This window comes from Aeromicrobium sp., assembly GCF_036676885.1.
Taxonomy (GTDB): Bacteria; Actinomycetota; Actinomycetes; order Propionibacteriales; family Nocardioidaceae; genus Aeromicrobium.
The window spans coordinates 1-7,329 of sequence record NZ_JAKFCB010000081.1 but is presented as its reverse complement, the minus strand read 5'-3'; the positions used below and the strand labels follow the sequence as shown (position 1 = coordinate 7,329).

Sequence of the window (7,329 nt, the reverse complement as noted above, 5' to 3'; positions counted from 1 at the left end):
CGCTGACATGGTCAAGCCTGGTGCGGCGTTGCTGGATGTGGGGGTGAGCCGTGATGAGGACGGCATCGTGGGTGATGTGGACCCCAAGGCGTACGAGGTCGCGGGTTGGATCTCGCCCAATCCGGGTGGGGTGGGGCCGATGACCCGCGCGATGCTGCTGGCCAACGTCGTCGAGACCGCCGAACGGCAGAGCCTGTGATCGGTCCCCGGAGTCGCGGCTCCCAGCTCTACCTGCTGCACCTGCTGGCGGTGCTCGCCGGCCTCGTGATCGTCGTCGTCGGCCCGTGGCGCACCGGGGTCATCGTGATCGGCGGGGCCTTCGTGGTCGGCGCGCTGGCCCGCGTCGTCGTCCCGATCGACCACACCGGCATGATGCGAGTCCGCGGCAAGGCGTTCGACGTCTTCTGGATGTCGACGCTCGGTGTCGCGCTCGTGGTGCTCGCCATCGTCATCCCGGGCCAGCCCGGCTGAAGGACAAGGGTCTCGATACGAGCGAAGCGAAGGGGCACGTGATGCCCCTTCGCTTCGCTCCCGGCCTCGTTCCTCGGCCTAGGGGCCGAGGCGGCGCTCAGATGAGGCCGAGCTCCTTGACCGCGTCGCGCTCCTCGATCAGCTCGGCGGCGGTCGCGTCCATGCGGCCGCGCGAGAACTCGTCGATCTCCAGGCCCTGGACGATCTCCCACTCGCCGTCCTTGGTCGTGACGGGGAACGAGTAGATCAGGCCCTCGGGTACGTCGTACGAGCCGTCGGACACGACGGCCATCGACGCCCAGTCACCCTCGGGCGTGCCGTGCAGCCAGTCGCGGGCAGCGTCGATCGTTGCCGATGCGGCGGAGGCCGCGGACGAGGAGCCACGCGCTTCGATGATCGCGGCGCCGCGCTTGGCGACGGTCGGGATGAAGTCGTTCTCGATCCAGGCCTGGTCGTTGACCGTCTCGGCGGCGTTCTTGCCGGCGATCTCGGCGTGGAAGATGTCGGGGTACTGCGTCGCCGAGTGGTTGCCCCAGATCGTCATCTTCTTGATGTCGGTGACGGAGGCGCCGGTCTTGGCCGCGAGCTGCGAGATCGCCCGGTTGTGGTCGAGGCGGGTCAGGGCGCTGAAGCGCTCCCGGGGGATGTCAGGAGCGTTGGACATCGCGATCAGCGCGTTGGTGTTGGCCGGGTTGCCCGTGACACCGATACGTACGTCATCGGCGGCGACGGCGTTGAGTGCCTTGCCCTGCGCGGTGAAGATCGCGCCGTTGGCCTCCAGCAGGTCGCCGCGCTCCATGCCCGGGCCACGGGGGCGGGCACCGACGAGCAGGGCGAGGTTGACGCCGTCGAAGATCTTCTCGGCGTCGTCACCGATCTCGACACCGGCGAGGGTCGGGAACGCGCAGTCGTCGAGCTCCATCACGACGCCCTCGAGGGCCTTGAGGGCCGGCGTGATCTCGAGCAGCTGGAGCTGGATCGGGGTGTCGGGGCCGAGCAGGGATCCGCTGGCGAGGCGGAAGAGGAGGCTGTAGCCGATCTGGCCGGCGGCGCCGGTGACGGCGACCTTGACGGGGGTATTGCTCACGAGAGGTGCTCCTTGAGGCTGGGGTTCCTTTCGAAACTAGCGCACACTCGCCCGACGCGATCCACCCGACCCCGCGTTCACAAGACGTTCACCGGGTTAATCTTGAATGATTCCAGAAAAGGTGATTGCATGACGTCATGCCCACACTCGAGGACCCCGTCGCGCAGCTGCGCGATGCCGGTCTGCGCGTGACGCGACCGCGGCTCGCGGTCATCGAGGCCCTCGGTCGGCAGCCGCACGCCGACGCCGACACGATCGCCGAAGCGGCCAGAGACGAGCTCGGCACCGTCTCGACCCAGGCGATCTACGACGTCCTCAAGGCGTTCACGGCCGTCGGTCTCGTACGCCGCATCGAACCGGCCGGCTCGCCGGCACGCTTCGAGCTGCGCGTCGGCGACAACCATCACCACGTCGTGTGCCGCTCCTGCGGCGTGATCGCCGACGTCGATTGCGCTCACGGCAGCGCACCGTGCCTGACCGCATCGAACGACCACGGCTTCTCGATCGACGAGGCCGAGGTGACGTACTGGGGCATCTGCCCCGACTGCGCCGCCACCACTGCTCTTGAACCATCCATCTGATCCGGGAGGAACCCATGCCTGACAACCACGACCACAACGCCGTCGTCGGCGACATGAACGACGAGGAGAACGAGGGCCAAGGCAAGTGCCCCGTCTCCCACGGCGGGCGTGTCCACCCGACTGAGGGATCGGCCAACCAGGAGTGGTGGCCCAACCAGCTCAATCTCAAGATCCTGCGCAAGCACACCGACGTCGCCAACCCGATGGACGACGACTTCGACTATGCCGAGGCGTTCAACAACCTCGACCTCGACGCCCTGCGCAGCGACCTCGCGGCACTCATGACCGACTCGCAGGACTGGTGGCCGGCCGACTTCGGTCACTACGGGCCGTTCTTCATCCGCATGGCGTGGCACAGCGCGGGCACCTACCGCATCAGGGACGGTCGCGGCGGCGCCGGAGCCGGCATGCAGCGCTTCGCCCCGCTCAACAGCTGGCCCGACAACGGCAACCTCGACAAGGCGCGCCGTCTGCTGTGGCCGATCAAGAAGAAGTACGGCGCCGCGATCTCGTGGGCCGACCTCATGATCCTGACCGGCAACGTCGCGCTCGAGACCATGGGCTTCAAGACGTTCGGCTTCGCCGGTGGTCGTCCCGATGTCTGGGAGCCCGACGAGGACGTCTACTGGGGCCCCGAGGACGAGTGGCTCGGCGGTGACGAGGGTGGCAAGCAGCGTTACACCGGCGACCGTGAGCTCGAGAGCCCGCTCGCTGCGGTGCAGATGGGCCTGATCTACGTCAACCCCGAAGGCCCCGAAGGCGTCCCGGACCCGCTCGGCTCCGCCCGGGACATCCGCGAGACGTTCGGCCGGATGGCCATGAACGACGAGGAGACCGTCGCGCTGATCGCCGGCGGCCACACGTTCGGCAAGGCGCACGGCGCGGGAGATCCTGACCAGTACGTCGGTCCCGAGCCCGAGGCCGCACCGATCGAGGAGCAGGGACTCGGCTGGAAGCAGTCGCTGGGCACCGGCAAGGGACGCGACGTCATCACCAGTGGTCTCGAGGTCACCTGGACGGCCACGCCGACGACGTGGGACAACTCGTTCTTCGAGACCCTGTTCGCCCACGAGTGGGAGCTGACCAAGAGCCCCGCGGGTGCCCACCAGTGGCAGCCCAAGGGCGGCGCGGCGGCCAACACCGTGCCTGACCCGCAGGACGGCACGCTGTCGCGTCCGCCGACGATGCTCACGTCGGACCTCGCACTGCGGTTCGACCCGATCTATGAGCCGATCTCACGTCGCTTCCTCGAGAACCCGGACGAGCTCGCGGATGCGTTCGCCCGCGCCTGGTACAAGCTGACGCACCGTGACATGGGACCGATCCAGCGCTACCTCGGCCCGTTGGTGCCGCAGGAAGAGCTGCTGTGGCAGGACCCCCTCCCCGCTGCGACGGGCGAAGCGATCACGGCGGGTGACATCGCCTACCTCAAGGGGCAGCTCATCGCCTCGGGGCTGACGATCTCGCAGCTCGTCTCCACAGCCTGGGCGTCGGCCTCGTCGTTCCGCATCAGTGACAAGCGCGGCGGAGCCAACGGTGCGCGCATCCGGCTCGAGCCACAGAACGGCTGGGAGGTCAACAACCCCGACCAGCTGGCAATCGTGCTGCGCACCCTCGAGGGCGTCCAGCAGGAGTTCAACGCCGGCAACAAGCACGTCTCGCTGGCCGACGTCATCGTGCTGGGCGGCGTGGCAGCGATCGAGCAGGCCGCCAAGGATGCGGGCCACGACATCCAGGTCCCGTTCACCCCCGGACGCACCGATGCCACCCAGGAGCAGACAGACATCGAGTCGTTCGCTGCGCTCGAGCCGGTCGCCGACGGGTTCCGCAACTACTACGGCAAGGGCAACCGGCTGCCGGCGGAGTACCTGCTGATCGACCGGGCGAACCTGCTCAACCTGAGTGCGCCGGAGCTGACCGTGCTCATCGGTGGCCTGCGCGTGCTCGGCGCGAACTACGACGGGTCCAGCCTGGGTGTCTTCACCGACCGGCCTGGCACCCTGACGAATGACTTCTTCGTCAACCTGCTCGAGCTCGGCACGACCTGGACGCCAGCAGCTGCCGACTCGTCGACGTACGAGGCGCGCGATGCATCGGGCGCGGTCACGTGGACCGGCACCCGGGCCGACCTGGTCTTCGGCTCGAACTCCGAGCTGCGCGCGATCGCCGAGGTCTACGCGAGCGACGATGCCCAGGGCAAGTTCGTGCACGACTTCGTCGCGGCGTGGTCCAAGGTCATGGACCTCGATCGCTACGACGTCGCCTGAGACGTGCGAGCTGAGGGCCCCGGACGCCATGTCCGGGGCCCTCTCCCGTTCAATGCGGGCCGACGTGCCAAACGCGTCCGCCGAGCGCGATGACCCAACGGGGTTGGCCCGGCCGACGGTCGCGGGCAAACCGGGCGTGCCCGCGATAGACGCGCTCGATGGCCCGAACCGACGCCAGGGGCTCGGGAAGCGCCGCGGTGTCCTCCGCGAGGAAGTCGACGACATCATCGTGCGGGCAGCCACGCCGTGGGTGGCCGGCGGCCCAGTCATCGAACCGTGCGGCCAAGTCCGGGATCGTCCGCAGCGCCGGCACTGCGTCGATCGCCTCGCTGCGGCGCTTGGTCCGCAAGACCCGGGTCGTCATGGCAGCGGATCTCGCATCGAAGCCGTCGGGCACCTCGCCGCGCAGCAGCGCCTGGAGCACCTGCTCCTGACGCCGTGCGACGTCCTGGCGGCTCATGTCGGCACCCGGGCACTGTCGACGGCACGACGTACGCGCATCAGCTCCGACCGCACGACCTCAGGATCGACGTCGGAGTCACGCTCGAGCAGGACCGGCGGGCCGGCCGGACCGAGCATTTCGACCACGTGCGCCAGTAGATCGAGGACATCGTCGGTCATGTCGTGCGCGTGGGTGTCCCAGTAGACGCCCTCGGAGTCGGTGAACCCACCCGCGACGTGGATGTACGCCACGTGGTCCAGCGGCATCCGCTCGAGCTGCTCGCGCGGGTCGCCGCCGAGCGCCGTGCTCGTCGCATGCAGGTTGGCAACGTCCAGCAGGAAGAAGCAGCCGGTTGCCTCCGTGAGCGCGGTCAGGAACTCCGGCTCGTCCATCGTGGTCTCGGGCCACGCCAAGGTCGCGGCGATGTTCTCGACCGCCAGCGGGACCGGCAGGCGGGCCTGCGTCGCTCGTACGTTGTCGACGAGGACGGCGAGGGAGTCCGCCGTTCGCGCCGCCGGAACGAGGTGGCCGGCCTCCAGGACGTCGGCGTGGAGGGGATCGGTGCCAGCAGGCGCCTCACCGCCGCGTACGAATGCCACGTGCTCACTGACGAGTGGCGCCCCGAGTGCGACGGCCAGCTCGCCGAGCCGCGCGACCCGATCCGGGGCTGGGCACTGCGCCCCGGCCAGCCCGAGGGTCACGCCGTGGGGTACGACCGTGAGTCCGGCCTCGCGAGCAGCCACCAGCGACGCGGGCAGTCGCTTCGGCGAGACGTTCTCGGCGACCACCTCGCTGAACCGCATGCCGGTCCGGGCCTGCGCGAGGATCTCGTCAGCGATGGCCGGGCGCCAGCCTGCGCCCACGCCCAGGGCCGCAACCGGCGAGCGGGACATCAGCCACCACCTCCACCGCCGCAGCCACCACCTCCACCGCACCCGCTGCTGCCACCGCAGGAGCTGCTGCTGCAGCCGGAGTGCCCTCCGCCGCCGTGGCCGGACGATCCGCCGTCGCCGCCACCACTGGCTCCGAAGTAGCCGCCAGCGCCTGAGGATCCGTAGCGGCCGGTACGGCGCCCGCGACTCGACGAGTTTGACCTGCCGTGTGGGTAGTCGGTGATGAAGATGACGAGACACAGGGCCGCGACCGTGAAAAGGATGATGAAGAAGACCGTCATGAGGACCTCCCGGTGATGTGTTCCGGAGTCCGTCGCCGTTGACGGGCGTGGGAGATGGATCGTCTCAGACAATCCGTCTCAAGGGAATAGCTCGGTCAGTCGGTGTCGTCGCCGACGATCATGGCGTGGGTGACGCCGGCGATCGCCGCACCGATGATCGGCGCGAGGATGAAGACCCATACCTGCTGCAACGCGTCGCCGCCGCCGAACCAGGCAACGCCGAGTGATCGCGCCGGGTTCACCGAGGTGTTGCTGACCGGGATGCTGATCAGGTGGATCAGGGTCAGCGCCAGGCCGATCGTCAGGCCCGCGAAGCCCACCGCCGCGCGCTTGGCCGTCGCGCCGAAGATCACGTAGAGGAAGAACGCGGTCAGCACGATCTCGGTGATGATGACGGCCAGCAGGCTGTAGCCGCCTGGGGAGCGATCGCCGTAGCCGTTCGTGGCGAATCCGCTGGCGACCCGGTCGAAGCCGTCCGTGCCCGAGGCAATCGCGAGCAGCACGGCACCGGCGACCGTGGCGCCGACGACTTGTGCGGCGACGTAGCCGGGCGCATCCTTCCAGTCGAACCGCTTCGCGGTCGCGAGGCCGACCGTCACGGCCGGGTTGAAGTGCCCTCCGGAGATCGGTCCGAACGCGTACGCGGCGGTCAGGACGGTGAGGCCGAAGGCCAGCGCGATGCCGAGCGTGCCGACTCCACGGCCCGCGAGCACTGCCGTGCCGCAGCCGCCGAGGACCAGCCAGAACGTGCCGAGCGCCTCGGCGCCGAGCTTGTGGGATGTCGTGGGTGCTGCCATCGTGGGCCTCCTGGAGACAATGTGTGACCTCTCTCACAGGGTAGGGCTCCGGTCGTCGTCGCTGGGGGACGCTGGGAGCGTCAGTGTCGGTGAGATATCTTGATGTCAAACAATCTTTGATCCACACGTAGGAGTCGTCGCACTCATGGCCAAGATCATCTACACCCACACCGACGAGGCGCCCTTGCTGGCCACCTACTCGTTCCTCCCCGTCATCGAGGCGTATGCCTCGACTGCCGGCGTCGAGGTCGAGACCCGTGACATCTCGCTCGCGGGCCGCATCATCGCCCTGTTCGGCGATCGGCTGACCCCGGAGCAGCAGGTCGGCGACGCCCTCGCCGAGCTCGGCGCCCTCGCCAAGACCCCCGAGGCCAACATCATCAAGCTGCCCAACATCAGCGCCTCGATCCCGCAGCTCAAGGCCGCGATCGCCGAGCTGCAGAGCCAGGGTTACGCCCTGCCGGACTACCCCGACGACCCGCAGACCGACGAGGACAAGGACGTCCGCGC

9 protein-coding genes and 1 pseudogene are annotated in these 7,329 nt (G+C 68.7%); 5 read left to right on the top strand and 5 right to left on the bottom strand.

Translation table 11 applies throughout. The features are described from left to right. Positions 1 to 199, top strand: a pseudogene (locus tag V6M46_RS04415) (bifunctional methylenetetrahydrofolate dehydrogenase/methenyltetrahydrofolate cyclohydrolase); the annotation flags it as partial. Beyond that, positions 196 to 471: a DUF3017 domain-containing protein gene (locus V6M46_RS04410; protein ID WP_332662561.1), complete on the top strand. Its 276-nt coding sequence runs from the start codon at positions 196 to 198 to the stop codon at positions 469 to 471. The pseudogene V6M46_RS04415 and the gene V6M46_RS04410, both read left to right, overlap by 4 nt. Positions 472 to 568: 97 nt before the next feature. Here V6M46_RS04410 and V6M46_RS04405 read toward each other — a convergent pair whose 3' ends face one another. Further along, positions 569 to 1,558, bottom strand: a complete 990-nt coding sequence (locus tag V6M46_RS04405; protein ID WP_332662560.1) for a malate dehydrogenase — start codon at positions 1,556 to 1,558, stop codon at positions 569 to 571. 137 nt (positions 1,559 to 1,695) lie between these two features. Between V6M46_RS04405 and V6M46_RS04400 the strand changes: the two genes are divergently transcribed. Then, complete coding sequence (locus tag V6M46_RS04400) at positions 1,696 to 2,139, top strand: Fur family transcriptional regulator (protein ID WP_332662559.1); 444 nt, start codon at positions 1,696 to 1,698, stop codon at positions 2,137 to 2,139. Positions 2,140 to 2,153: 14 nt separating this feature from the next. After that, a complete protein-coding gene (gene katG / locus V6M46_RS04395; protein WP_332662558.1) occupies positions 2,154 to 4,406 on the top strand; it encodes a catalase/peroxidase HPI in 2,253 nt (750 codons plus the stop codon). Positions 4,407 to 4,455: 49 nt separating this feature from the next. Here the strand turns inward: katG and V6M46_RS04390 are convergent, their stop codons facing one another. The 4 genes from V6M46_RS04390 to aqpZ all read right to left on the bottom strand — a co-directional run bounded on the left by V6M46_RS04390 (position 4,456) and on the right by aqpZ (position 6,819). Continuing rightward, complete coding sequence (locus tag V6M46_RS04390) at positions 4,456 to 4,866, bottom strand: hypothetical protein (RefSeq protein ID WP_332662557.1); 411 nt, start codon at positions 4,864 to 4,866, stop codon at positions 4,456 to 4,458. After that, positions 4,863 to 5,741, bottom strand: coding sequence for a DUF692 domain-containing protein (locus V6M46_RS04385; protein ID WP_332662556.1), 879 nt, complete (start codon positions 5,739 to 5,741; stop codon positions 4,863 to 4,865). Before V6M46_RS04385 ends, V6M46_RS04390 begins: the two co-directional genes overlap by 4 nt. Beyond that, positions 5,741 to 6,022 carry a hypothetical protein gene (locus V6M46_RS04380; protein ID WP_332662555.1) on the bottom strand — a complete coding sequence of 94 codons (282 nt, stop codon included), beginning with the start codon at positions 6,020 to 6,022 and terminating at the stop codon, positions 5,741 to 5,743. Before V6M46_RS04380 ends, V6M46_RS04385 begins: the two co-directional genes overlap by 1 nt. Positions 6,023 to 6,117: 95 nt before the next feature. After that, positions 6,118 to 6,819 carry an aquaporin Z gene (gene aqpZ / locus V6M46_RS04375; protein WP_332662554.1) on the bottom strand — a complete coding sequence of 234 codons (702 nt, stop codon included), beginning with the start codon at positions 6,817 to 6,819 and terminating at the stop codon, positions 6,118 to 6,120. Between the two features lie 145 nt (positions 6,820 to 6,964). On the opposite strand from aqpZ, the gene V6M46_RS04370 reads away from it, so the two are divergent. After that, a partial coding sequence (locus V6M46_RS04370) for an NADP-dependent isocitrate dehydrogenase (protein WP_332662553.1) occupies positions 6,965 to 7,329 on the top strand: 365 nt, incomplete at its 3' end.